At 39.6% G+C, this 23,547-nt stretch carries 23 protein-coding genes and 1 other annotated feature; of the genes, 8 read left to right on the top strand and 15 right to left on the bottom strand.

Annotated elements, in window-relative coordinates; all coding sequences use genetic code 11:
• Positions 1 to 4: 4 nt before the first annotated feature.
• The 5 genes from mgtE to NSQ71_RS05595 all read right to left on the bottom strand — a co-directional run bounded on the left by mgtE (position 5) and on the right by NSQ71_RS05595 (position 4,212).
• Entirely contained in the window at positions 5 to 1,369 is a 1,365-nt protein-coding gene (gene mgtE / locus NSQ71_RS05615; protein WP_311067044.1) for a magnesium transporter, read from the bottom strand.
• 104 nt (positions 1,370 to 1,473) lie between these two features.
• A complete protein-coding gene (locus NSQ71_RS05610; RefSeq protein WP_340733257.1) occupies positions 1,474 to 2,373 on the bottom strand; it encodes an RluA family pseudouridine synthase in 900 nt (299 codons plus the stop codon).
• A 14-nt stretch (positions 2,374 to 2,387) separates the two neighbouring features.
• The gene (locus NSQ71_RS05605) at positions 2,388 to 3,182 is read right to left on the bottom strand and encodes an NAD kinase (RefSeq protein WP_063387497.1); all 795 of its coding nucleotides are present in this window, start codon (positions 3,180 to 3,182) and stop codon (positions 2,388 to 2,390) included.
• Between the two features lie 20 nt (positions 3,183 to 3,202).
• The gene (locus NSQ71_RS05600) at positions 3,203 to 3,832 is read right to left on the bottom strand and encodes a GTP pyrophosphokinase (RefSeq protein ID WP_063387496.1); all 630 of its coding nucleotides are present in this window, start codon (positions 3,830 to 3,832) and stop codon (positions 3,203 to 3,205) included.
• Between the two features lie 11 nt (positions 3,833 to 3,843).
• On the bottom strand, positions 3,844 to 4,212 hold the full coding sequence (locus NSQ71_RS05595) for a UPF0738 family protein (protein ID WP_340733253.1): 369 nt from the start codon (positions 4,210 to 4,212) through the stop codon (positions 3,844 to 3,846).
• A 112-nt stretch (positions 4,213 to 4,324) separates the two neighbouring features.
• Here NSQ71_RS05595 and NSQ71_RS05590 point away from each other — a divergent pair, with 112 nt between their 5' ends.
• From NSQ71_RS05590 to NSQ71_RS05570, 5 genes are all read left to right on the top strand, one after another.
• Positions 4,325 to 4,915, top strand: coding sequence for a CYTH domain-containing protein (locus NSQ71_RS05590; protein ID WP_340733251.1), 591 nt, complete (start codon positions 4,325 to 4,327; stop codon positions 4,913 to 4,915).
• Entirely contained in the window at positions 4,915 to 5,517 is a 603-nt protein-coding gene (locus NSQ71_RS05585) for a lytic transglycosylase domain-containing protein (RefSeq protein WP_082830278.1), read from the top strand. The genes NSQ71_RS05590 and NSQ71_RS05585 overlap by 1 nt, the downstream gene beginning before the upstream one ends.
• A gap of 298 nt (positions 5,518 to 5,815) precedes the next feature.
• Positions 5,816 to 6,226, top strand: a complete 411-nt coding sequence (locus tag NSQ71_RS05580; protein WP_063387493.1) for a globin domain-containing protein — start codon at positions 5,816 to 5,818, stop codon at positions 6,224 to 6,226.
• Positions 6,216 to 7,100: a ClpXP adapter SpxH family protein gene (locus NSQ71_RS05575; protein ID WP_063387492.1), complete on the top strand. Its 885-nt coding sequence runs from the start codon at positions 6,216 to 6,218 to the stop codon at positions 7,098 to 7,100. The genes NSQ71_RS05580 and NSQ71_RS05575 overlap by 11 nt, the downstream gene beginning before the upstream one ends.
• A gap of 1,012 nt (positions 7,101 to 8,112) precedes the next feature.
• Positions 8,113 to 8,286, top strand: coding sequence for a hypothetical protein (locus NSQ71_RS05570; RefSeq protein WP_162536160.1), 174 nt, complete (start codon positions 8,113 to 8,115; stop codon positions 8,284 to 8,286).
• Positions 8,287 to 8,456: 170 nt separating this feature from the next.
• Here NSQ71_RS05570 and pepF read toward each other — a convergent pair whose 3' ends face one another.
• The 4 genes from pepF to mecA all read right to left on the bottom strand — a co-directional run bounded on the left by pepF (position 8,457) and on the right by mecA (position 14,133).
• The gene (pepF, locus tag NSQ71_RS05565; RefSeq protein WP_063386997.1) at positions 8,457 to 10,274 is read right to left on the bottom strand and encodes an oligoendopeptidase F; all 1,818 of its coding nucleotides are present in this window, start codon (positions 10,272 to 10,274) and stop codon (positions 8,457 to 8,459) included.
• Between the two features lie 84 nt (positions 10,275 to 10,358).
• Entirely contained in the window at positions 10,359 to 11,552 is a 1,194-nt protein-coding gene (locus tag NSQ71_RS05560) for a competence protein CoiA (protein ID WP_327847687.1), read from the bottom strand.
• A 288-nt stretch (positions 11,553 to 11,840) separates the two neighbouring features.
• Positions 11,841 to 13,352, bottom strand: coding sequence for a cardiolipin synthase (gene cls / locus NSQ71_RS05555; RefSeq protein ID WP_340733246.1), 1,512 nt, complete (start codon positions 13,350 to 13,352; stop codon positions 11,841 to 11,843).
• A 118-nt stretch (positions 13,353 to 13,470) separates the two neighbouring features.
• Positions 13,471 to 14,133, bottom strand: a complete 663-nt coding sequence (gene mecA / locus NSQ71_RS05550; protein ID WP_144596611.1) for an adaptor protein MecA — start codon at positions 14,131 to 14,133, stop codon at positions 13,471 to 13,473.
• A gap of 268 nt (positions 14,134 to 14,401) precedes the next feature.
• On the opposite strand from mecA, the gene NSQ71_RS05545 reads away from it, so the two are divergent.
• Positions 14,402 to 15,058, top strand: a complete 657-nt coding sequence (locus tag NSQ71_RS05545) for a TerC family protein (protein ID WP_340733244.1) — start codon at positions 14,402 to 14,404, stop codon at positions 15,056 to 15,058.
• 50 nt (positions 15,059 to 15,108) lie between these two features.
• On the opposite strand, the gene spxA is transcribed toward NSQ71_RS05545, so the two are convergent.
• Positions 15,109 to 15,504: a transcriptional regulator SpxA gene (gene spxA, locus NSQ71_RS05540; RefSeq protein WP_063387002.1), complete on the bottom strand. Its 396-nt coding sequence runs from the start codon at positions 15,502 to 15,504 to the stop codon at positions 15,109 to 15,111.
• A gap of 336 nt (positions 15,505 to 15,840) precedes the next feature.
• Positions 15,841 to 16,059: a binding site (T-box leader), on the top strand.
• A 46-nt stretch (positions 16,060 to 16,105) separates the two neighbouring features.
• On the opposite strand from spxA, the gene trpS reads away from it, so the two are divergent.
• On the top strand, positions 16,106 to 17,098 hold the full coding sequence (gene trpS / locus NSQ71_RS05535; protein ID WP_144596615.1) for a tryptophan--tRNA ligase: 993 nt from the start codon (positions 16,106 to 16,108) through the stop codon (positions 17,096 to 17,098).
• Between the two features lie 114 nt (positions 17,099 to 17,212).
• Here the strand turns inward: trpS and NSQ71_RS05530 are convergent, their stop codons facing one another.
• The 5 genes from NSQ71_RS05530 to NSQ71_RS05510 form a co-directional block, all read right to left on the bottom strand.
• A complete protein-coding gene (locus NSQ71_RS05530) occupies positions 17,213 to 17,965 on the bottom strand; it encodes a YjbA family protein (protein ID WP_066248356.1) in 753 nt (250 codons plus the stop codon).
• A 136-nt stretch (positions 17,966 to 18,101) separates the two neighbouring features.
• Complete coding sequence (locus tag NSQ71_RS05525) at positions 18,102 to 19,748, bottom strand: peptide-binding protein (protein ID WP_340733242.1); 1,647 nt, start codon at positions 19,746 to 19,748, stop codon at positions 18,102 to 18,104.
• Between the two features lie 91 nt (positions 19,749 to 19,839).
• Complete coding sequence (locus tag NSQ71_RS05520) at positions 19,840 to 20,619, bottom strand: DUF2268 domain-containing protein (protein WP_063387006.1); 780 nt, start codon at positions 20,617 to 20,619, stop codon at positions 19,840 to 19,842.
• 134 nt (positions 20,620 to 20,753) lie between these two features.
• Positions 20,754 to 21,998 carry a beta-ketoacyl-ACP synthase II gene (gene fabF, locus NSQ71_RS05515; protein WP_063387007.1) on the bottom strand — a complete coding sequence of 415 codons (1,245 nt, stop codon included), beginning with the start codon at positions 21,996 to 21,998 and terminating at the stop codon, positions 20,754 to 20,756.
• Positions 21,999 to 22,067: 69 nt separating this feature from the next.
• Positions 22,068 to 23,000, bottom strand: coding sequence for a beta-ketoacyl-ACP synthase III (locus NSQ71_RS05510; RefSeq protein WP_063387008.1), 933 nt, complete (start codon positions 22,998 to 23,000; stop codon positions 22,068 to 22,070).
• A 213-nt stretch (positions 23,001 to 23,213) separates the two neighbouring features.
• On the opposite strand from NSQ71_RS05510, the gene NSQ71_RS05505 reads away from it, so the two are divergent.
• Positions 23,214 to 23,486: a hypothetical protein gene (locus NSQ71_RS05505; protein WP_063387009.1), complete on the top strand. Its 273-nt coding sequence runs from the start codon at positions 23,214 to 23,216 to the stop codon at positions 23,484 to 23,486.
• Positions 23,487 to 23,547 lie beyond the last annotated feature (61 nt).

The following is a 23,547-nucleotide window of genomic DNA, read 5'->3' as shown; positions in this document are numbered from 1 at the left end:
TTTGTTAGAGCAAATAGTTCATAAATAGTGTCGCCATGCCAAAATAAATCAAAATGCTGATCATATCATTAATCGTTGTAATAAATGGACCGGAGGCCACAGCCGGGTCAATACGAAGCCTGTGCATGACAAGAGGAACAAACGCCCCGGCAATTGTCGCAACAGTCAGCGTTGACAATATGGAAAGACCCACTAGCAGTCCTAAGAAAAATTTCTGCTTCCAAATAAAAATTGTCAGTGCAACAACAATTCCGCATACTGTTCCGGTAATCAAGCCGGTTCCAGCTTCTTTGAGAATAATTTTCCACACGCGTTCGGAAGTGCCTTCGCCTGTTGCAATTCTTCTTACGGCAACAGCGAGAGCTTGTGTTCCTGTATTTCCAGCCATCCCTGCAATTAATGGTATAAAGAGCGCTAAAGTTGCCACTTTGTTCAACGTTTCTTCAAACTGGCCGATTAGGCCGGCGGTGAACATTCCTAAAAATAGGAGAATAATAAGCCATGGCAATCTTTTTTTGGCAGCAGAAACAGCATTCGGATCATATGAATCTACATCCGAGACAGCGGCCAGTTTCGAATAATCGTCAGAAGCCTCTTCGTCCAGCACATCAATAATATCATCAACAGTTATAATTCCAACAAGACGATGTTGAAAATCAACAACCGGAAGAGCCAAAAAATTGTAGTCCTTCATCTTTCTTGCTACTTCTTCCTGATCATCCGCCACAGATACCGAGTAGACTTTCTTTTTCATAATGTCAGCAATCAAAGTATCGTCTTCATGAACAATTAAATCTCTTAACGACAGGACGCCAACAAGATGTTTCTCTTCGTCAATCACATATAAATAATATATTGTTTCCGCATCAGGAGCTTCTTTCCGCAGCAAGTCCATCGTTGACTGCACCGTATAATTGGCATTAATGGCAACGAACTCGGTTGTCATAATACTTCCTGCGGTAAATTGTTCATAATCAAGAAGTTCGCTTATGCTTTTGGCAGTTTGAGCGTCCATGATGGTTAAATAGCTGGAAATTTTCTCTTTTGTCAGCTCACTTAATACATCTGCCGCATCATCGGCGTACATGTATTCCATCATTTTGGCGGCAAATGCCGGATGCATTTCCTCAAGCAGCGATTTGTAGCGGTTTTTATCATCCCTTATATTTTCAAAAACATTCGCCATTTCTTCCGGAGATAGAATTTGATATAAAAGCATTCTATCCGGCTGGTCAAGTTTTAGAAAAAATTTTGCCTGATCATATGGATGTAGCTCAAAAAACAGCGAACGGAATTCCTCTACATTGTTCTCTCTCAGCTTGTCAATCATCAACTGTCTGTATTCCGGTGCATCTGTTTTAGGCTGCATAAAATCTCCTCCTTTCCGGAAAAATATCGAAAAGTTTTGTGTTTTACTATATTAACAAATCTATCTGATTTTGTCGTACATTTTTTCATAACAAAAGCATGCACTTACAGGCGCGCATGCTTTATTATTTTTTCCATATCAGGAGGAAGCTTGCAAGTATACGTCAAATTTTTATGCAAAACGGGATGATAGAAGGACAGCGACTGACTGTGGAGGGCATGGCGGTCAATTTCTTCTTTTTGTCCACCATAAAGCGAATCTCCTAAAAGCGGATGACCTATATAGGACATATGTAGACGAATTTGATGAGTTCTACCAGTTACAGGCTTTACCTCAACAACCGTTTTGTCAGAAAAGCGGCTTATGACCCGAAAATGCGTAATAGCTTTTTTCCCATCCTCCCTGACAGTTCTCTCGATGATGCTATCGTCCTTTCTTGCAATTGGCGCATCGATGGTGCCTTCGTCTTCGCTGATCCTTCCATGGACAATTGCGATGTATGTCCGTTTTACCGCTCCTTTTTGCTGTTCTTTTGAAAAAAGAAAATGGCTGTAGCGATGTTTGGCTACAAGAAGCAGCCCGGATGTATCCCGGTCAAGCCGATTGACGATATGCACCGTAAGATTTTGCCGCTGTTGATCATAATAGTGTAAAAGCCCGTTCGCAAGACTTCCTGACGGATGCTCTCTAGACGGAATGGTGGACAAAAACGCCGGTTTATTTACAATAAGGCAATAATCGTCTTCATAAACAATGTCCAATGGTATGTTCTCTGGAATGAGCGACTGGCTTCTCTTTTCTTCCGGAAAATGGACGGTTACTTGATCGCCTTCTTGTAAGACGTATCGGACATTTTTTTCGTTCCCGTTAACGACAATTTTTCCACCGTTAAATTTAATATCTGTTAAAGCGGATTTAGAAATATGATGCTCCCGCAAAAATTCTCTAAGCAGCCAGCCATGATGTTCTTTTTTGATGTCCCAATGAAGCTGAAATGTCCCCATGTTTTTTCTTTCCTTTATCTGTCGCCAATAAACGAGTCCCGGACCCGCTTCCAAAATGGGAAAGGCCGAAATCTCGCAAACCTTACCTTTTCCTGTGCGACCCGGCATTGGATGGACCTGACGTTTTTGTGAAGAAGTGTTAAATGATCGATTGTAATTTGAAAATCAACATCATTGACAGGCTTTAGCATACACGTATGGTGGTCAGGCAAAATTAATGGCGAGCCGATTGTCCGGAACACCCTGTTGTTTATGGAAGCCATTTCTGTTAATTGAATAGCCCGCAGTGAAGGATGAATGAGAGCACCGCCAAGCGCTTTATTGTAGGCGGTGCTTCCTGTCGGTGTTGAAATACACAACCCATCTCCTCGAAATGTTTCAAAGAGAAGCCCTTTAATTTCTATATTCATGACGAGAGTCCCTTCAATGCTTTTCACTGTGCATTCATTTAGCGCAAGGTAGGAGGCTTCACTCCCGCCATTATGCCGGACCACCACTTCAAGCAATGGATATTCAACGATCTGAAACGGTGTTTTAGCAATTGCAATCACCATTTTTTCAATTTCATTCGGGAGCCAGTCGGCATAAAATCCTAAATGCCCCGTATGAACTCCTATAAACGCTGTTTTATCCAATCGTTTATTATATCGATGAAATGCATAAAGCAATGTTCCGTCTCCCCCGACGGAAATCACGATATCCGGCTGATCTTCATCATATTGAAACTCGAAATCGAGCAAATAGGTTCTGATTTTTTGCGCCAAAGCATTAGATGTTTCATCACCTTTTGATGTGATCGAAAACTTCATTTAAGAATCATTCTCCTTTTTTATGTTGTTTCTGTTTTGCGTGAAAATATCGCGTGCGCTTCTTGAATTTCTCCCCGTATTTGCGACATTTCCTCGTCCAGCCGGTAAGCTGCTTCAGCTGCGCGCTGCAAGCGGATTTTAATCTGTTCAGGTATGTTCCCGCTATATTTGTAATTTAAAGAATGCTCAATCGTCGCCCAAAAATTCATGGCAAGCGTACGAATTTGAATTTCAACCAAAACCTTTTTCAATCCCTCGAACGATTGAACCGGGTAGCGGGCCACAACATGGTAAGAGCGGTAGCCGCTTTCTTTATTTCGGGTTATGTAGTCTCTTTCCTCCACGATTTCCAAATCATGCCGATCTCTTAGCATTTGAACAACCAATTGAATGTCGCCGACAAATTGGCACATCATTCGGAGACCGGCAATGTCCTGCATTTCTTCTTCTATTTTATCAAGTGGAATTTGTTTTCGCTTCGCTTTATCTAAAATGCTCGGCACAGGTTTTACCCTGCCTGTCACGAACTCAATTGGAGAATGCTCTCCTCTTAGTTCAAATTGGGAACGAATCCCTTTTAATTTGACCTTTAATTCTTCCACTGCCTGCTTATAAGGCGCTAAAAATTGCTCCCATTCCTTGTAGTTCATAAAGCCCCCTCCTAATAAAACACGCTTTCGACCATTTTTTCCATCTCCTCGCCGTAATTTGCGTTTCCCTTTATATTTTCAAGCAAAAACTCGAGCTCCTCGTGAAATTGGGTAAGCAAAATTTCTTTTTCTCCCACTTTAGCATAAACAGGAAGCTCTTCATTTTTGGCTTCTTTTAAATGTGGCCAAATATCCGATGATAAATCTATGTAAAGAAAGTCTTCGCCATTATCCAATATGTATATAAAAGAAAATTGGTCTGAATCTACCAGCATCTGTCCTTTTGCTGCGAGTTTCCCTGCATCATGGACTTGCTCCGTTTCGAGCAGCAATTTGCCTTCCGTTTTGCTAACCGCCAGCACTTTAATTCTTTTTTTCATGCTGTTCACCCTTCCAATCAAACATTTCAAGTTCATCTCATGTATATTTTATTGTATCATATTCATAACTACATTACCTTATTTTGATATTAATCATAGAGAGGAATGCCCGATGGTTCAAGAGCTTGAGATAGAATTTAAAAACCTGCTTACAAAAGAAGAATTCCACCGCTTAGCTGATTTTTTTCAATTGACCGAAAAAGATTTTGCCGAGCAGGAAAACTATTATTTTGACACAAAATATTTTGCGTTGAAAAAGCATGGCGCTGCCTTAAGAATTCGTAAAAAAAAGGATCAGTATGTTTTGACATTAAAGGAGCCCTATCATGTCGGACTGCTGGAAACACACCAGTTTTTAACCGATCAGGAAGCAGTTTCAGCCATTCATGAGTCAGTCTTTCCGAAGGAGGGATCAGTGGTCGAAAAAATCAAACAGCTTGAAATCAAGCCCGAAAGCCTTCTTTGTTTCGGTTCGCTCATTACAAGCCGGGCAACAAAAAAATATAAAAATGGTGAAATTGTTCTCGATCATAGCCGATATGAAAATAGAGAGGATTTTGAAATCGAATTTGAGGCAGAGGATGAAAAGGAAGGAAAGCAGCAATTTTTGGAGATTTTAAACAAACACAACATCCCGATCCGTCAAACAGAAAATAAAATAAAGCGGTTTTATTCCGCAAAATTTTCAAAGGAGAATTTGTGATGAATACAAACTATAATTTCAATGTTCTGTTTGAGCTTGAAGTCCTTCGTCTTTTGTCAGGCCAATCCGATGGGCCGCAAACAAAAGATGCAGCAATTTCGCTGAACTTTCAGGATGTTTTAAATGCCTTCATCGAACAAGATGTACAATCTGAAACGGCCAAAGAGAATATTTCACTGTCTTCCTCCCAATCTGCCAAAAAAACAAATGAACAGAAACAGGTTTCCGCTGATCTAAATGAAATCATTCAGAAGATGGCTCAAAAATACGGCGTCGATGCCAAATTAATCAGAGCTGTGATTCAACAGGAGTCAAGCTTCAAGGCAAATGCCGTCAGTCCTAAAGGAGCTGCCGGCTATATGCAGCTCATGCCTTCTACAGCAAAAGCGCTCGGTGTAAAAAATCCGTTTGATCCTGTGCAAAATATCGAGGGCGGCACAAAATATTTAAAACAGCTTTTAAACCGATATAACGGTAATGTAAAATTGGCGCTGGCTGCATACAACGCCGGTCCGGGAAATGTCGACAAATATGGAGGCATCCCTCCATTTAAAGAAACGCAAAACTATGTAAATAAAATTACTCAAAAATATTTTGCGTAAAAAGGTGCAAACAAACAGCACCTTTTTCTTTTTCATTAAAAGTAGTTGGGAATATTTGTTATCCAATCGATTTCGGCTAATCTTCGATAGCTGCGCTTCAAGCCGCAAGTCCTTCTATGTTCATTTCACAAGCAAGCACAACATATTTGCGGAAATAGCTCCCGCTTTCGCTATTTATCCTTTTGTTTGCATTGCCTCAGCCAACTCCTTCAAAGCGATTCGTTTGAGATAAATAAGTTATGTTGATAAAATAAATGTAACATCATTATTAACGAATGATTCCAAAGGAGCTATCACCATGACAAAACCACCCTTAACTCCATATGACGCGATTGGAGAAAAGAAACTTCACGCTCTAATCGATGCTTTTTATAAAAATGTTAAAAAACATCCTCTTTTAAAACCTATTTTCCCGGAGGATTTAACGGAAACTGCCAGAAAGCAGAAACAATTTATGACACAGTTTTTAGGTGGTCCGCCACTTTACACAAAAGAACACGGACATCCGATGCTCAGAGCCCGCCATCTTCCATTCCCGATTACGCCGAGGAGAGCAGAAGCATGGCTCTCATGTATGCGAAAAGCAATGGACGAGGTCGGACTTGACGGGGAAATACGAGAGTTTTTCTACGATCGGCTTGTGGTGACCGCCCATCACATGATTAATTCGAAAGACGAAGATCAGGAGGAGTATTCAGTTGAAACCTGACAAAAAAGACGAAGTGAATGCTGCTCACTTCTTTTCTCATTGTCACAGTCATCCTAAAAAGCCGATCGAGATTTATATGTTTATTGATCCGCTATGCCCTGAATGCTGGGCGCTTGAACCGTTTATCAAAAAACTGCAAATCGAATACGGCAGGCTTTTCTCATTGCGCCATATTGTTTGCGGAAAGCTTGCTAATTTAAACTTAACAAAACGGCGGAAACCGAAAACAATTGCCCAATCATGGGAGAAGATAGCGAGCAGAACCGGCATGTCATGTGACGGCAACCTTTGGCTTGAAAACCCTATATCATCGCCCTACAGAGCTTCCCTTGCTTTAAAAGCAGCGGAGCTTCAAGGGAGAAAAGCGGGCATCCGTTTCTTGCGGCACTTACAGGAAGTTGTTTTTTTAGAAAAGCAAAATGTCTCTGATCAAAACGTTCTCATACAAATTGCTAAAAATGTCGGCCTTGATGTCAATGAATTTGAGAGGGACTTATATTCCGAAAGTGCAAGAAAAGCACTTCAATGCGATTATAAAATTACAGAAGAAATGGACGTGCATGAAATTCCTTCCCTTGTCTTTTTTCATTGCCGTGAAGAGAAGGAAGGATTAAAAATTACCGGATTATATCCTTATGAAACATATGTTGATATTCTTTGCGAGCTTGTCGGAGATAAACCGAAGCCGTCTCAAGTGCCGCCAATAGAGATTTTTTTAAAGCATTATAAATTTGTCGCAACAAAAGAGATCTCCGTTGTGTATAATATGACTGATGAAGAAACGGAACGTGAAATGAAAAGACTGCTTTTAAAGCAACAAGTTGAGCGGGTGCCTGTGAAATATGGAACTTTTTGGCGCTATATCGGGCAGTGAGATTGAGGGGTTTAATTCAACGAAACGTTCTCCATCGGCTTCTATGCTGATGGGGAGCGTTTTTAACCAAAAATGTAAGCGCTTTATCTTTATTAAACAATTAAATCGAGTAGGAGGGAGCGATTAACTCCCGTCCTCTCACACCACCGTACGTACGGTTCCGTATACGGCGGTTCAATTAAGATAATTGACGCAAGTTTTCATAACTTCCGTGAATAGCTGTTCTCTTTATGCCAGTGGTCACTCCACCCTCCAAGAGGTCTCCCACGGGATTCACCGCTTCCTCCCTCAAGTGAGGTACTACGTTTTCTGTGTTCATCATGACTCACTGAATGCCAAGGGCTATTCTCTCTTAATTGTTCGGTCCTTCTTAGTTGTTCTAGACCAACTAATACTATGACCTCTGCTGACTTCTGACGGTTCAGCTACTTATCACTAAGTAGGTTATGAAGCGTACTTCACATATCCACCAGACCTCCCCGGGTAAGTACATGCACTTTCACACCATCTATCCGCCTCATTTACTCGATATGACCTTCGACAGAAAGAGCTTTGTTTTGTTTTGCAAACTCACTCAATCATACCTAGCCTTATATGAGGTTCGTGTTCCTCGGACCGGTGTTTTGCCTCCAGCTTCCTTCAGATTCCGCGTCACCACGGACACCCTTGCTCTTGGCTAACCTCTACTTCTGTCTTCGGGGTTCGGGACTTACACCCTATAGTTCATATACATGCCGGGCGCACAAAAAGAAACCACAAACAAACGTTTGTGGTTTCTTTTTTGTCTTATGACAACAAAGGGGATGGGAGAAATTTTTCACGGTCAAACAAAGGGGTAAATGTTTGTTTGTGATCAATTTCACGTTTTTAATATAACAAATTCCTTTTTCAGTTTGCAAGAGGGGAAAACAACAATTCACAAATTTGTCACAAAACATGAAGAACGGGCAAGCTGCATACAATATACAAAATCTTTTTCCTCGTTTTAGAACATGTGTAGGAGGGAAAAATCGTGAAAACATTTTGGCTCATAATCAGCCTGCTGCTCGTCATCTTCGCTTTTTTTTATAATCTGTTAGGATTGATGAATCTCGCACCGATTTTCGTTTCTGCCCCCCTGCTTTTTATTTCTCTTTTCATATCGTTTCTTCTGTTTAACCATCGAAAAACGTTCCGCGGATTTTAAGATAAAAAAGAGGACGGGATGATGAACTGCATCTCAATTAGTAGATACAACTGACAATTGGAGGTGCAGTTTTTATATGACCGGAAACAAAAAAGGCATGAGTCCAGTTCCAGATCGAACTCATGCCACTAATTTTTTGGATTCAGATGATGCTCCTGTTTTCTTACACTTTACTTTAACAGCAGCTCCTCCATCTCCGTCAGCTTTTCTTCAAATACTTTGCATGCATCTTCAATCGGCTTGGTTGATGTCATATCGACCCCTGCTTTTTTCAGCACATTAATCGGATAATCAGAGCTTCCCGCTTTCAAGAAATTAATGTACCTTTCAACGGCAGTTTCTCCTTCCGATAAAATCTGCTTGCTCAAGGCGCTTGCAGCACTAAAGCCTGTTGCGTATTGATAAACGTAAAAATTGTAATAAAAATGCGGAATTCTTGCCCATTCTAAGCCAATTTCTTCATCGACGACAATGTTGTCACCAAAATATTTTTTGTTTAACTCATAATACGTTTGCGTCAAAAATTCCGGTGTGAGCGGCTCTCCGTTTTGCGCCTTCAAATGGATATAATGTTCAAACTCAGCAAACATCGTTTGCCGGAATACCGTTCCTCTAAACCCCTCAAGGAAATGATTCAGCAAGTATAAACGTTTCTTTTCATCATCGATCGTGTTGAGCAAATATTCATTTAACAAGTTTTCATTGCATGTAGAAGCCACTTCCGCGACAAAAATAGAATAATCTCCGTACGGATACGGCTGTGTTTTTCTTGTATAGTAGCTGTGCACCGAATGGCCGAGCTCGTGAACAAGTGTGAATAAATTGTTCACATTATCTTGCCAATTCAGCAAAATATATGGATTTGTTCCATAGGCGCCAGAGGAGTAAGCTCCACTTCGTTTCCCTTTATTCTCCTTAACGTCAATCCATCTGTTTTCAAAGCCTTCTTGTAAAATGCCGACATATTCTTCACCTAATGGAGCAAGCCCCTTCAATACGATGTCTTTCGCTTCTTCATACGTGATTTTCATATCGACGTTTTGTACAAGCGGCGTATAAAGATCATACATATGAAGTTCATCAAGCTTCAGCGCTTTTTTCCGCAAATCGACATAACGATGGAGCAGCGGCAAATGTTCATTGATCGTTTTCACTAAATTGTCGTAGACTTCCTCGGGAATGTTGTTGGCGCTTAGTGCAGCCTGGCGGGCATTCTCATATTTCCGCACCTTCGCATAAAAATTATTTTTCTTAACAGCTCCGCTTAATGTGCTGGCAAACGTATTTTTAAATTTTCCATATGTTGCGTATAATGCTTGGAACGCATCGCGACGGACTCGTCTATTTTCACTCTCCAAAAACTGGATATAACGGCCGTGAGTGATTTCCACTTCTTCTCCATTTTCATCCTTAATTGCTGGAAATTCCAAGTCCGCATTATTTAATTTTCCAAACGTATTGGAGGCAGTGCTCAGGGCTTCCGCAGCTTGAGCTAAAATAGCCTCTTGCTCCGCATCGAGCACGTGCGGTCTTTGCCGGTTGATTTCGTCCAAGGCATGTGCATAAAGCTTCAATTGATCATTTTCTTTCAAAAATTGCTGAAGCTTTTCTTCTTCAATGGATAGTATTTCCGGAACGATATAGGATGAGAGGCTGGAAGCTTGTGTATAAAGATTTGCTGCCCGGTCATTCAATCCTTGATAAAAAGAATTAGTTGTATCTTGATCGTAGCGCATATGGGCATATGTATAAAGCTTTCCAAGCCTCTCCATCACGGAATCTTGATAAGAGAGCGCCTCATATAACAGATCGGAGGATTGACCTAATTTTCCTCTATATTCACCGATTTTTGGAATTAGCTGCTTTACTTCTTCAAATTCTTTTTCCCATTCATCATCAGAAGCAAAAATATCTTCTAGCCGCCAAGTATACTCAACAGGGATTTCTTCCCGTTTTGGCAGCCTTTTGACAGCTGTTTCATTGCCCATTCTCGATTTCCCCCTTTAAAAAAATCAGTCTGTTTCCATCATATTGAAATTTTTTTCAAAACGCAATAAATCACTATGCTTATATTATTCTACAGCAGAAAAAAACATACCTTCCTTGTCCAAATAATGTCCAAGACGTTGTTCACGCTTTTCCATCGACTCCAAATGAAAAGGAGATGATGTTTTTCGAAACGAATATGGACCGATTGGCTGCAAAAATTTTAAATGGGAAAGAGTCGTTAAATATTCAATAATCGGCTTTTTTAAATCCGTTTTTACGCTACAGCTTCTTTCTTTCATCCCTAATTTCTTAAGGTGCCAAACTAGCTTTTCTGCGTGAAATACTTCATCAGCGCGCAATGTTTCAATAAATAATAAAACTGAGCATTGCCAAATATAGACCGCCTCATCAACCATATAACCGCTTTTTAAAGGGATAAAAACTTCAACTGGCAGCTGCGATAAAGATAAGCCAACTGTTTCGTAAACCTTTTTTTGCAGCTTTCGCTCTTCGTTCGTCTTTTGAAACAGCGGCTTTAAGCGATATTGACTTATTTTCTTCAGCCAATGCTTCCATAAACCGTTTGCCGCCAGACTCTTTCCTTGCAAACAATCTCGAAAGAAAAACGACTCTGGGGAGATCATAGCAGATGCGGCAAAAATATTCTGTTTAGAAAACGGAATCAGATGGGAAAAAAAGATGAAGGTTTTCTTATCTGAGCAATAATTGATGATAAAAGGACGATCGTTTTGCGGGGAATGAAGAAACTGACAATGAAAAGGAGTCAGTCGATATTGATGTTCACCGACTTGCTTCATTTGTTTCCAGCCTAATATCCAAATCGGTTTAATTCGTTCTTTTTTGTAGCCATTTGTCCGTTTTATCACCTGATCAGGGGGAATATTAGAGCATTGGTATTCAATCGCATACCGTTTATGCTGAAAAGATACAAACAGATCCGCTCGTTGTGCAATAGAAGGTATAAATTTTTCCACTTCCGCAGCTAACCGCTGCCTTTTCAACCAAACATACAATTGCTTTTTTCCGTTCAAATGGTACGTGCTTTCCGCTTCCGAATCAGCCTGACAAGAGGCCGTTAAGTGGGCAAAATGAGGAATTTTGATTTTACCTATTTTTAATTTTACCGGCTCCTTGCAAGCTGGACAAAAAAAGGCATGCTCTTCTTTCAGTTTTAGAAGCCTTTCTGTCGACCAGTACGGGGCGGCGACATTTACTTTTTCGCCGTTTCGCAAAAGGGCAACAAGCATATAAATCATCACTTCCTTTCACAAATAAAAACATTCGACAAAAGGGAAAAAAATCCTTTCAAAAGCAGCGTTTTTCATAAGTTTTAAAAGATGCCAGAAACACTTCATGTAAAAATATACTTTTTTCAAAAACGCATGCTTGCCGCTAAAGAGGCGGAAGTTAGATGTTGCTTCATTCGTTTCAATAAAGGTTCGCCATTTTACATCGTTACGGCCGGCAATTCACCCGTGGTGTTGTGAAATCCGCTCAAATAGAGCTTTATCCTAAAAAAACACCGCTGTATCAAAAACGGTGTTTTATAATAAAGGAGACAAAAGCCGCGACGTTGATTCAAACAGCTTTATATATAGCGGGCGTTTTTTGAATTGTTCAAGGTCGATGACACTTGAATTTTCAATGTCTCGAATATAATCCTCTACAAGCGTTTCAATGCTGTCCGTTCGGTATAAAAAAGCATTTACTTCAAAATTCAAATGAAAACTTCTCATATCCATATTCGCCGTACCGATCGATGCCAGTTCGCCATCAACAATAATGATTTTGCTGTGCATAAACCCTTTTTCATATTCGTACACTTTAACCCCGGCTTCTAAAAGCTCCGGAAAATAAGATCGCGACGCATAAAATACAATCCGTTTGTCAGGCCTTTTCGGAACGAGGAGACGAACGTCAATGCCGCTCAGCGCAGCAATCTTTAAAGCGGATTTTATATCCTCGTCCGGAATAAAATACGGAGAGGCGATCCATATCGAATTTTTGGCGGAAACGATCATCGAAAAGAACAAACTTTTAATGACTTCCCACTTATTATCTGGTCCGCCGGCAATTAGCTGAACGCCTCCTTCTTTATCGTCCATTTCAAAATGAGGCAGCAAATATCGATCGCTTAGCAGCTTCTGCCCAGTCATATAATACCAATCCTGCAAAAAAATAAGATTGAGAGTCCGTACTCCTTCCCCTTCGAGCATCATATGCGTATCCCGCCAAAAGCCGAAATACGGATTTCTGCCCAAATATTCATCTCCTATATTCAACCCTCCGACAAAGCCGACTTTTCCGTCAATCACAATAATTTTACGATGATTGCGAAAGTTAATATGGTTAGACAAAAATGGAAGCTTTACAGGCAAAAATGGAACCATTTCAACCCCGGCTTCGAGGAGCTCTTTCCTATATTTTTTGGACAGCTTCCAGCTGCCAACTGCATCGTATAAAAATCGAACCTCTACACCATTTTTCGCTTTTTCGATCAACAGCTTTTTTAATTTTTGTCCAATCACATCATGCCGAACAATATAGTACTCAAGATGAATATGAACTTCCGCTTTTTGAAGCTCTCGAAAAATATGGTCAAATGTTTCAATGCCGTTCGTCAGCACCTTTGTATTTGTCCGAAAAGAAATCGGACTGCGGCCAAGCTTATGGGCAAGCTTAAATAAAAGGCGCTGGTGATTTCTCATGAATTTAATTTTATCTTCATAAGTATGAAAGCTGGTTTCAAATTGGGCATAAGCTTGCTCATCTATTAAAGCTTTTTTCTTAAAAAGACGATGCTTCCGGACATTTCTTCCAAAAAATATGTAAAAGAAGAAGCCTATTAATGGAAATCCTCCTAAAACAACAAGCCAAGTAAGCGTTTGAGTCGGGTGGCGGTTCTCTAAGAAAATGACAAAACCGATAAAAATGATGGATAATGTGAACAAAATGGAAACGGCTCCTAAAAACCATTCCTCCCAGATGTTCTTTGTTAAATATAAGATGACGGCTAGACCAATGGCAAAAACGATTACTTGCAGAAATTTTCTCATAAGCTTCCTCCAGGCAATCGATATTTCTTATCTCTCGATTTGGACATATCTCATTTGATCTGAGATATTAAGCGTTCCTTAAGTAAAAAAGACCGATTTCGAACATGAAATCGGCAATTTAAGAAAAGTGCGTTTCGATTTGTTCCAAGGCATTGTCCTTCATAATCAGCTTTCCGTATTCTTCAAGACGGTGAATTGTCATCCTTGATTCCTGGCCGTATTCAAGCATAATGCTGAGCAAATTTTCAATTTGTTCATCGTCTTTATCCGAAAATTCAACGAATAAATAATATTTTTGTTCAAATACATATAAGCTATTCAAAAATCCGTCCAAACGATGGGATGCTAACGAAATAACGTCTTCAAAGTCCTGAAACTTTATGACAAATTGCAATTGCGCCGTTTCATCTTTCTCATCTGAGGCAGATCGTTCAGACATATTAAAATGTTTGTCCAACAAAGATTCTATATTTTCATCAACCGGGATTTCCCTAAATTTTTCATCGACTACCGGAAGCTCCAGCTTTTGTCCGTCTTTTGACAGCTGAGCTTTTGTGACAATGACTTCAAGCCCTTTGTCATTAGCATGAACTTGAATCCATAACGGTCCTTCAAGCGGAAAGTCTTCTTCATCATTAATTTCATCCATCATTTCCCAAAACAGCTCTTCGCTTCTTTCTCTGTTATACCAGATTTCTTCCCGGTCAAATCCTCGTTCCTCTATGTCAACATATGAAATATAAAATTTTACTGTGTTTTCATTAATGCGTTCGATTTCCATTTGAACAACCTTCCCTTCTTTTTAAAATTTTTGGAAGGGACAATAAACCCCCGAATTCGTTGCACTTTTCCTTCCTAATTTAAAATTTCCAAATTTTCATCGCGAGCACCAAGTTGTTCAATTCTAATTCTATTGTATGATAAATCACTTCATAAAGAAATAAAAAAAGCCTTGATTTTGAAAAAAACCGTTATTTACCTATTAACGCATAAAATACTTCGTTTTTCATATATATTGTACGAGCCATAATTTGAAAAGAGGTTGACTGATGGATGAACAATTTTTCACATCTTTATTCCTTATCATTGGCATTGACCTCATATTAGGAGGAGATAATGCCATTGTCATTGCGCTGGCATGCCGCAATTTGCCGGAAAATCAACGAAGGAAAGGTATTTTATTTGGAACAATGCTCGCGATACTCAGCCGAATTTTGTTAACGGTACTGGCTGTCCATTTATTGAACATTCCTTTTTTACAGTTTTTTGGCGGATTATTTTTAATGTATATTGCCTTTTTATTATTGACAGGAAATGAAGGTGAGCATACTTCCGTGAAAAGCCACCGCTCATTGTGGAAAGCCATCCAAACGATTGTTTTGGCTGACCTTTTTATGGGATTTGACAATGTCATTGCGGTTGCTGGAGCAGCTGGAGGAAATATCTTTCTTGTCATAACAGGTCTTCTTATATCCATTCCGATCATTATTTGGGGAAGCAGATTTATCATGTCTGCCATGTCCCGATTTCCTTTGCTCATTTACGGGGGCGGAGGAATATTAGCTTATACAGCAGGTAAAATGATGGCAACGGATGAAAAAATGACCCCTCTGTTGAAAACTGAAGCTGTTGCACAAACTCTCCCTTATTTCACAGCTTGTCTCATCCTTTTCTTTGCCCTTTTTTACAACATAACAAAAAAATAACAGCCTTCCGCAATCTATTTTGCTTTGCGTACGGAAGGCGTCGATCCCTTTTAATTTGCCATTCTCTGAGCTTCTCTCAGCTGGTAGGTGCGAATTTTTCTTGGCAGAAAGCGTCGTATTTCATCCTCGTTATAACCGACTTGAAGACGTTTTTCATCAATCAAAATCGGGCGGCGCAAAATTCCAGGGTTTTTCCGGATAATATCATACAGCTCCTGCAAAGGAAGCGATTCAACATCAACCTTCAATTTTTGAAAAACCTTTGAACGAGTGGAAATAATTTCATCTGTTCCGTCTTCTGTCATACGAAGAATTTCTTTAATTTCTTCGATCGTTAAAGGCTCGGAAAAAATGTTCCGCTCTCTATATTCAATCTGATGCTTTTCCAACCAAGATTTTGCTTTTCTACAAGATGTGCAGCTCGGAGATGTATACAATATTACCATGCCAATCACTCTCCTTTTCGAGAAAAATATAAGTGTATATATAAAAACTATGCCAATCTCACATTAAAATAAATTTAAAAAAGTAATTTGTATTGATTATTATACTATAAAAAAGCAACTTCGCCTATATGTTTTTATTTCTCAAATTATAACAAAAGTGTTACAACCGGTGAATGATGATCATTTTCAAGGTCATATTCTCAATTAACACCACTTTCCTTTCTTTACTTTTCCCCTTTTTCGGCTCGATCAAACTTCAAAAAGGAAATTTTTTCAGAAAGACGCAGAGAAGTTGCAAAGAATAAACTATTTTTTTATAATCATCTGTAAGTGAATACATAGGCGATGAGAAAGAGAAGTACATGCCGAAAACAGTTTTCAGAGAGTTTGTGGCTGGTGGAAACAAACACTGTCCGGTATGGAAATGGACTTTTGAGCTCTCAGCTGAAATCAGTAAGCTGCGGCGTTTTTGTCTTGCGTTAAAAGACGAAAAGTGATTTCACATGAATGTTTGTGAAATAATTAGGGTGGCACCGCGGTCCATTCGTCCCTATACGGACGGATGGGCTTTTTTATATAAAAAATCAGGAGGAGTTTGCACATGAAAACGATCTTTTCAGGAATTCAGCCTAGCGGCACGTTAACACTCGGAAACTATATCGGAGCAATGAGACAATTTGTAGAGCTCCAGCATGAATATAAATGCTATTTTTGCATTGTCGATCAGCATGCCATAACTGTTCCGCAAGACAGACTTCAATTAAGAAAAAACATTAAGAGCCTTGCTGCATTATATTTAGCAGTCGGCATCGATCCGGAAAAATCCACCCTTTTCATTCAATCGGAGGTGCCCGCTCACGCGCAGGCAGGATGGATGCTTCAATGCGTTTCTTATATTGGCGAGCTTGAAAGAATGACACAATTTAAAGATAAATCTAAAGGGAAAGAAGCTGTTTCAGCAGGACTGTTAACTTATCCGCCTTTAATGGCCGCCGATATTCTTTTGTACAACACGGACCTTGTTCCAGTCGGCGAGGATCAAAAACAACATTTGGAATTGACAAGGGATTTAGCCGAAAGATTCAACAAAAAATATGCAGACATTTTTAAAATTCCAGAAGTCCGCATTCCAAAAGTCGGTGCTCGGATTATGTCGCTTCAAGATCCGACGAAAAAAATGAGCAAATCCGATGCGAATGAAAAATCGTTTATTTCCCTTCTCGATGATCCAAAAAAAATTGAAAAGAAAATTAAAAGCGCTGTGACTGATTCAGACGGAGTGGTTCGTTATGATAAAGAGAACAAACCAGGCATCTCCAACCTTTTATCTATTTATTCAATTTTAGCTGGCGTGTCAATTGCCGACCTGGAAACAAAATACGAAGGAAAAGGCTATGGTGAATTTAAAGCGGATTTGGCAGAAGTCGTCATTAACACTTTAAAGCCGATTCAGGAAAAATATTATGAGCTCATTGATTCTGATGAACTTGATGACATTTTAGACAGAGGCCGGGAGGAAGCAAACAAAGTAGCATCCAAAATGTTGAAAAAAATGGAGAATGCAATGGGATTGGGAAGAAAAAAACGAAAATAAAAGCGCTAGCGAACGAATGACGATTGATGATGGAGCTGATTAAACAAAACAAATATACTAGCTTAAAAAAATATGTTCGATAAAAAGAGGGCGGCTGATATAGTGCCCTCTTCCTTAATTTACTTTCGGTTCTTGCTCCATTTCCCAAAGCTTTTCAAAGAATGGCTGCCCTTTTATTAATCGTTCGCATAATTGTTCATGCTTTTGGGACCATCCGACAATCGCTTCCTCATAAAGCATAGTCCAAATTTCCTCAAAACCGAGTGATTGAATTTGACCATACATGTACGGATTCCATTCCGTATACCAATATTTCATTTCCGCCGTATTTTTTGTCGATTGCAATTGATCAAGAGCCATAAACAAAAGCTGTTTCAGCTGTCTTTCTTTGCGGGTTAATCCGTGCATATATTCAGGTGCAAGGGATAAAAGATGATAATCTTTTTTGTCTTTGTCATTTGTTTGTGAGAACTCGTATGATTCCGGCTCTAAATCCTTCACCATGTCATATACAAGCTGCTCTTGTCTTGGGATAAGCCGGCTTTTGCGAATTGGCGTCGTATATCCGATCGTATCTACTGCTAAAATGCCGTTGCCATCCGAAACAACAAAGCAATAATCTAGCTGAATTCTCTCATGGTTTTTCCGGGCGTATGCCTTCTGGTAAACATCCTTTAAAAGTTTTTCAGGCAGTTCTTTTAAGTCATTTTCAATATAATCATAAAGTTCTTTACTCACTTTAATCAGCGGTACTTGGTCTAACAGTTCAACCTTATCATCCTTTCTCCATTCATGAAAATGACAAACATTATAACCATTTTCTTCTCCTTCAAACCAGTTTACCCAAACATCGTACAAATTCAGCATAATTAGCCCCCTTACTACAAGACTGTTTGTCATCATTATGGTCAGTGGAGAAGGTTTTTATTCCAAATTTTTCATTGCCCAAAAAACTTTTCATCATTACGTATTCCACTTTTGATCAATGCGGATTTCAGGCCTGTCAGCTTTCAGAAAAGGACCATTCATGCACTTTATAAAAATAATTTTTCGGATGAAAAATATAGCCGTTTAATCGTTCAGGCAACGCCCGAAATTCCTTCGGATAGTATAAAACTGTATATGGCTGTTCATCCTCGATAATTTGAAATATCTCCTTGTAAATTTGTTTTCGTTCGCTTTCGTCCATTATTTTTCTAGATTTAGACAACAGCAGGTCGGCCTGTTCGTTTTCCCACCAAACAAAGTTCAATCCATATTCTCTCTGACTGGAATGGAAAATATCAAAATGATTCGGAAATTTAGATAACGACCATTCTAAAATCAACGCATCGTAATCCCAATTCGGCGGTGAAATTTGCTTAATTAAATCTTCCCATTCCCAAAACTCCGTTTTCACGTCAATTCCGATCTCTTTCAATTGTTTTTGCACGAGCAACGCAACTTTTTCGCGAACAACATTTCCTTTGTTCGTTTTTAGCGTAAACGAGAAATCTTTTCCTTCTCGATCCAGTATGCCGTCCCTGTCCGTATCTTCCCATCCCGCTTCTTTCAGCAGCTTTTTTGCTTCTCTCCGGTTATACTTTAATGTTTGAATTTCGTCGGTAAAAATAGAAGCAATAGGCGTTTCTGGAATATGTGCTTCCTTTCCTTGTCTGTGCAAAATCTTGCGAACGATAGCTTTGCGGTTGATCGCCATCGTCAAGGCTTGCCTTACTTTTTTATCTTGAAAAAGTTCGTTTTTTTCATTCCAGCCGATAAACACATAAGAATGGGAAATGTTCGATTGAACGTCCAATCCTCTTAACCTTTTTATTTTTTTTACATTGGTTAGTTCTATTTCAGGGGCGTAATGAACCTCGCCATTTTTCAGCTGTTCGTAAAGAACTTCCTGGTTATGAACAATTTTATACTTGATTGATTTGATTCGAGGCTTCCCTAAAAAATAATGTTCATTTGCGGCCAGCTCTACGAATCCATTCTTTTCCCATTTTACGAACCGAAAAGGCCCAGTGCCCACAGGCTGTGATGTATTAAACTTATGCTCCTTTAATTTTGCAACCTGTACATTTTTCAACAAATGCTTCGGCAATATGCCGTATGATAATGTGACTGGAAGAAAGGAGGCGTCTTTTTCTCTTAAACGGAATTTCACTGTATACTTATCAAGCTTTTCAATGCTTTCAATCATTTCAAAGTCTGAACTTCTTTCGCCATTATAATCAGGGCTTAAAGGAATGCTGTAAGTAAAAACAACATCATCCGCCGTTAATTCTTTTCCGTCATGAAATTTGACCCCGCGCCGAATAGTGACCGTATATTCAAGTCCATTCTCAGATTGCTGAATCTTTTCAGCCAGATGCGGTTTCGGTCGCAGCTGCTCATCAACTGTCACCAGTCCATCAAAAAGCATCCCTTCTAACTGCGAGCTTGATTCATCTAGAGAATACAAAGGATTAAAAAGCTGCGGCGATTCAGTTGAACCGATTATAAATGTTTCCGGAACAATCAGCGGATCGAGCTCTTCCTCCTTTATCTCCTTAACCGTTGGTTGCGGCTTTCTATTATAATCCAGACTTGAGCAGCCATGTATAAGCAATAAAAACAAGAGAATCGATATATACAGCCATGGTCGTTTTAATCGTGCCAAATCCATTCCCCCATCATTGGAAGTTTCGTTCTATTTTTTATTCATATTCACAGTCTGTCCAAATTATTAATAAATATAGAAACAAAGGAGCCTATTCCTTTGTTTCATAGCTTTCCACGAATTGTTCGGCAGGCAAATAAAAGCTTTCTTTTGTTGAAAACGGTTTTTGTTTATAAAACGTTTGTACGATATCATATCCAATTGCGTATCCAAGCATGGTCGGATAAAAGCCTTTTCCGAACAAAAGCTGATCGAATAACGGATGGTCCCATTTTATGTCTTGATTCGGAACAATTAAATTTTTCCACCAGCTGTATAGTTGTCTCTTCGAATATTTTTTCACCCAATTTGTTACATGCTGCTCACCTATCGTTCTGTAAACCGTATGCTCCGCCAAACCTTCCAAAATAATCGCATCAAGAAGCGTATAGTCTTTTTCGTGCTTCGGATTTTTCCTAAGCCTGCAAATATGATGATATTCGTGAATCAATAGCGCAATGAGCTCATCATTTTTTACATCCGGCGATAAAAATAAAAACATTTTATCCTGAAAAGACAACCCCGAACGACCTTTAAAATCTCTCCCAAAAAAACTTTTTCGCTCTTCAACAGGAAAAATAAAAATAGGGACATCTGGACCGTTCCATCTTTTCTTTAACTTCAAAAAAATGTTATTTGCTTTTGTCCAAATATTCGAATCATCAGCCTTAACAAGCCAATGTTCATAGCCAGTTCGAAGCATGCCGTATTGTGACAGGTAGTGATGGATTTCCTCCGCTTGTAAATGGTGAAAATATTTCTCTAGCTTTTCACAAAGCTCGATTGGATTCCGGCTTTCCTTCAACCAGTTTTTTGTGTCAATAACTCCCAAATCTTCGCACCTCCTTTTCTACACTATTCATTAGAAAAGAAAGATGTTTGAATTTTTTTTTAAAAAGAAAAACCGCTACTGCCTGTTTAGGCAATAACGGTTTCATATAATCCTTAATTTCCTATATGTTGACATCAGGCTTCTTCAAATTTCTTGAAAACGAGCGTGGCGTTATGTCCTCCGAAACCAAGGGAATTGCTGAGCGCCGCCCGAACTGTTTTTTGTTTAGCCTGATTAACAGCATAATCCAAGTCACAGTCAGGATCAGGTGTTTCATAATTAATTGTCGGAGGAATTATATTTTCTTTCACTGCTAAAATGGTGAAAATGGCTTCAACTCCTCCTGCTGCTCCAAGGAGATGACCTGTCATCGATTTTGTCGAGCTGACGGTTAATTGATAAGCATGGCTGCCAAAAACTTCTTTAATCGCCGATGTTTCAAATTTATCATTATATTCGGTGCTTGTTCCATGGGCATTAATATAATCGATATCTTCCGGTTTTAAGCCTGCATCTTGAATTGCCATTTTCATTGCACGTGCTCCGCCTTCTCCGCCAGGAGCCGGTTGTGTAATGTGATAGGCATCGCCTGTTGATCCATAGCCGACGATTTCTGCATAAATGTTTGCTCCTCGTTTTAAAGCATGTTCCAGCTCTTCAAGAACAAGTATTCCTGCACCTTCTCCCATGACAAAGCCATCGCGGTTTTTGTCAAAAGGACGGCTAGCAGTTTTCGGATCAGGATTTGTCGACAACGCTTTTGCTGCACTGAAACCTGCAAAAGCCATCTTGGTCAGCGGCGCTTCTGTTCCGCCCGTAATCATCACATCGGCATCGCCACGTTGAATTACTTTAAAGGCATCGCCGATTGAATTTGATCCTGTTGCACAGGCAGTGACTGTACATGAATTTGGACCTTTCGCGCCGATCGCTATGGACACCTGTCCGGCTGCCATATCAGGAATCATCATCGGAACAAAGAAAGGACTTACACGTCTCGGACCTTTTTCCAGAAAAGTTTCGAATTGCTGTTCATACGTCTCCATTCCGCCTATGCCTGAACCAATCCAAACGCCTACCCGTTCACGGTTTTCATTATTTATTTTTAAACCTGAATCTTCAAGCGCCATCAACGAGGCGGCTAATGCAAATTGTGTGAAGCGATCCATTTTCCTCGCTTCTTTCCTATCCATAAAATCTTCAGGTTTAAAATCGTTTATTTCGGCGGAAACTTTGACAGGAAATATGTCTTTATCGACTCTCGTCAATTCTCCAATGCCTGATACACCTTTCAAAGCATTTTCCCAGCTTGTTTTCGCATCCAATCCAATCGGTGTCACAGCACCGATGCCTGTTACAACTACTCTACGTTTTTCCATATCATTACACCTCGCCTTTTTCGGTTTGTATGACGGAAAAAAAGCATTTTTATTTTTGATTGATTGATTTTACTGTCCCCATCTTAATGCAATGGCTCCCCATGTTAAACCTCCGCCGAAGCCGACCATCACAATAAGATCACCATCTTTTATTTTACCAGCTTTTACTTCTTCGTATAAAGAAATTGGTATTGATGCTGCGGAAGTATTCCCGTACTTGTGAATCGTCTTGGACATTTTCTCCTCCGGCAATTCAAGCCGTTGTCTGGCGGCTTCCATAATGCGGATATTTGCTTGATGCGGAATGAGAAAGTCAACATCTTCTTTCGTTAATCCCGCTTTTTCCAGTACATTAATGCTTGATTCTCCCATCTGCCGCACAGCAAATTTAAATACTTCACGCCCGTTCATCACAATATGGCCTTTTTCATATAAATGCTTGCCGCCGCTTCCGTCCGCTCCTAGCTCAAATGAGAGAATCCCTCTGTCATCACTTACCTCTCCTAAAACAACCGCCCCGGCACCATCCCCAAATAAAACACCTGTTGAACGGTCATTCCAATCCGTAATTTTCGAAAGCTTTTCGGCTCCAACGACAAGAATTTTTTTATAAGCTCCTGTTTGTATAAACTGCTCTGCCGTTGCCATCGCATAAATAAAACCTGAACATGCGGCGCTTATGTCCAAAGCAGCAGCCCGTTTTGCACCAAGTCTTTCCTGCAGAACACAGGCAACTGACGGAAAGGATTGATCAGGTGTTGCGGTCGCAACTATAATCATATCGATTTCTTCCGGGGAAATTTTTGCATCTTCAATGGCCTCTAATGCCGCTCTTGCGCCCAAATCCGATGTTTTCATATCATCTGAAGCAATTCTCCGCTCTTCAATGCCGGTTCTTGTTCGAATCCATTCATCAGACGTATCCATGATTTTTTCTAAATCATAGTTAGTCACAACTTTTTCCGGTATATAACGGCCTATCCCGATGATCCCAGCTCTCATCAAGAACATCTCCTTCACAAAAAATTATTATCAAATGTTATGACTTGGTACTAATTTTATATTATTTTTCTACTTATAGCAATATGCTTCATAACAGTTAACTACAGGTTTTCTTGTTTTTGACTGATAGATTGAGCTAATCGTCTATTCCTTACTCAGTTTTGTTTCATAAAATAGGATGAAAAGGAAAAAAGAACGGAAGGTGAAACGGGAATGAGTGATGAAAACGTAAACGAGCGGCAGGAAGATGAAAAAGAGAAAGCAGAAGCACCAGAACCCGATTTTTTTACCCAATTTATGTTCGGCCGGCAGCTTCCGGTTCATTCTGAAAAAACTTCCGAAAAAAACGAGCAAAACGAGCAATCAGACTATCAAAAAATTTTTGAGCAAGTCGATGATATTGTGACAAAATTATCTGAGCTGAAGCCAATTATTAAAGAAATAAAGCCGTTCGTCAATCAAATTAAAAAACTATTTAAAAATTAAGGGGATGAATTCAACCATCCCCCAAAATTTTTATTTTATTTAGTCTCATCACCATATTCTG

Origin of the sequence: Aeribacillus sp. FSL M8-0235 (assembly GCF_038000355.1) — a bacterium.
GTDB classification, from domain to species: Bacteria; Bacillota; Bacilli; order Bacillales; family Aeribacillaceae; genus Aeribacillus; species Aeribacillus composti.
Note: the sequence above shows the minus strand (reverse complement) of the source record. Positions and strands in the feature narration are given on the sequence as shown.